The following is a 2,209-nucleotide window of genomic DNA, read 5'->3' as shown; positions in this document are numbered from 1 at the left end:
ACGTCTGCTCTCACGGTTTTTATATCTGCTTGTAATGTTTTCTCACCGTGAAGATAGCCTGTGGTTAAGCCGCGATGTTTTTGAATTTGAATCAATAAGCTTTTGAGTGAATTGAGCTGCGCCAAACAGTTTTTAAGTTCCAGTTTTTCGGCATGTTTTTTTCGATTGGTACTAAACCAAACCAGCACACTTGCAATGACTATGAGGACTAAGGAGAGGGTAATGATCATAAACTGTTCTCCATTGGTTCTTTTGATTGGCTTGATTTATTTGCCAGGTATTTGGCGATATTAACCGTTTCGTCAGCGATTGCTGTATTCTCATCTGCTTGTGATAGCAGTGTTTCAACATTGAAAGCAACTTCGTTGGTTGCGTAGCTTTGTTGCTCTGTTGTCGTAGATATATGAGAAATCTTGTCACATATTTGATCGACGACTTTATCGAGGGTACCTAGATTGGCTTCAAGGTTTTGGATGCTATGATAGTTTTCTCTGGCTTTACTGACGACATCATGGACCTGCTGTTTCACACTGCCCATCTGCTTGTGAGATAACTCAATACTGTCGCTAATATCGTTTGCTGATTCTCGGGATCTGATTGCCAGATTTCGAACTTCATCGGCCACGACTGCAAAGCCTCGCCCATGCTCACCAGCGCGTGCCGCTTCGATTGCAGCATTTAAAGATAGAAGGTTGGTTTGATCGGCAATTTCCCGAATGATGTTAGACATTGCTGCAACATTGTTTGACTGCTCAAACAAGACATCCACCATTTTGACGCTTTCTTCAGACAAGGCAGTCATCTTCTCAATCTCAATGCAGGCTTTTTGCGCTTCGGCACGCCCTTGTGCAATTTGCTTACGTGAAGTATCAATGTCGGCATGGGTTTCTCGAACTTGCGTTGCAACATCGCTCACGCTGGCACTCAGTTGAGTGACTGCTGCAGCCGAAGAGGAGATTGCCTGCTTTTGTTCCATGGCATTTTTTGCCGAGGTTGAAGCGCTGATCGATAACTCACTCGCCATATGGTTAAACTCAGTAAAGTAACCGTCTCTATGCTGAACAGAGCGTTCTTGATTGAGTAAATAGTGGCGTAGTGCTTCCAGGACGGAGTGTCCAGATCGAGAATGGAGAGGGAGGTCTCGGTGTTGTACACCGTTTTGTTGAAGTAAGCGTGAAACATCTTTGAGAGGTGCAAAAAACTGGTTTCGTTTATAGATCAGGAATATAGATGAGAGCCCAGAAAGAGCAATAAGAAAAACGGTCCAATATGACGAGGGCTGTATTAGCCACGATGTTAGTGTAATGATCGTTAGTAAGGCGATAAAGGGAGTACTGTCTAGTTTCTCAGCCCAAGGCATATTTCGCATGACAAAGCTCCTCTTGGAAATGCCGATGAATTTGAGTGTTTGTATTACAGAGGAGCAAGTACTATGCCGCAGAGTAACTAAGGATTGTTACTGTTTGTAAGGTCTACGGACGACGCTGGTCTTAGCGGGTTTGAGTGTGAGGAGCAATAATAAGGCATAGTTTATTGTTGGGGTTTTTGCCCTACTAAAATGCGAGATGGATCGTTGTGGTGCATGAATTCACACATTAGCTGCTAAATTTTTTTATTCCAACGTGCCTCCTTGGTATTTCTGAACCGCTAAACTTTCGCAGAGCAAGAGGCACTTAAGGCAGGACATACACCCATAAGTCTACAAGATCTAACTCGTCTTATATGCTAGGCGGCAATTAAAGGCTTTACATCGAGTTCACTTCGATTAGCTTCCGCCTGCCACAAATCATATTGTGTTTGCTGATTCAACCAACTTTCAGCTGATGTATTAAACGCAATCGAAAGCCTCACCGCCATTTCAGGGCTAATACCTGCTTTACCGTTAACAATACTAGAGAGTGTTTTTCGACTAACGCCTAATGCTTCAGCCGCTGCAGTGATACTTAGCTCGAGAGGCTCAAGACAAAGCTCTTTAATAATCTCGCCTGGATGTGGAGGGTTGTGCATTAGCATAATTTCACCTCAGTGATAATCTTCGTAATTTACAATTTCTGCATGTTCCCCATTGAAACGGAACGTCACCCTCCAATTCCCACTAACACGAACAGACCAAACATCTGAACGCTTACCAGATAAGGAGTTCAGAAATAGCCCCGGTAAATTCATATCATCTGGGGAAGTAGAAGCATTAAGTCGGCCTAAAATAAGT

General features: G+C 43.4%; 4 protein-coding genes. All 4 read right to left on the bottom strand.

Annotated features, from left to right (window positions below; all coding sequences use genetic code 11):
• Window positions 1-230 (bottom strand): hypothetical protein (locus A3761_RS20375; protein ID WP_197473144.1); only part of this gene is annotated, 230 nt, incomplete at its 3' end.
• The gene (locus A3761_RS20370) at window positions 227-1,369 is read right to left on the bottom strand and encodes a methyl-accepting chemotaxis protein (protein ID WP_068552949.1); all 1,143 of its coding nucleotides are present in this window, start codon (window positions 1,367-1,369) and stop codon (window positions 227-229) included. The genes A3761_RS20375 and A3761_RS20370, both read right to left, overlap by 4 nt.
• Window positions 1,370-1,725: 356 nt before the next feature.
• Window positions 1,726-2,007 (bottom strand): HigA family addiction module antitoxin, encoded by a 282-nt coding sequence (locus A3761_RS20365; protein WP_369808245.1) that lies wholly within the window; start codon window positions 2,005-2,007, stop codon window positions 1,726-1,728.
• A 15-nt stretch (window positions 2,008-2,022) separates the two neighbouring features.
• A partial coding sequence (locus A3761_RS20360; RefSeq protein WP_068750784.1) for a type II toxin-antitoxin system RelE/ParE family toxin occupies window positions 2,023-2,209 on the bottom strand: 187 nt, incomplete at its 5' end.

This window comes from Oleiphilus sp. HI0123 (genome assembly GCF_001635315.1).
This window is presented reverse-complemented; position numbering and strand designations above follow the sequence as displayed.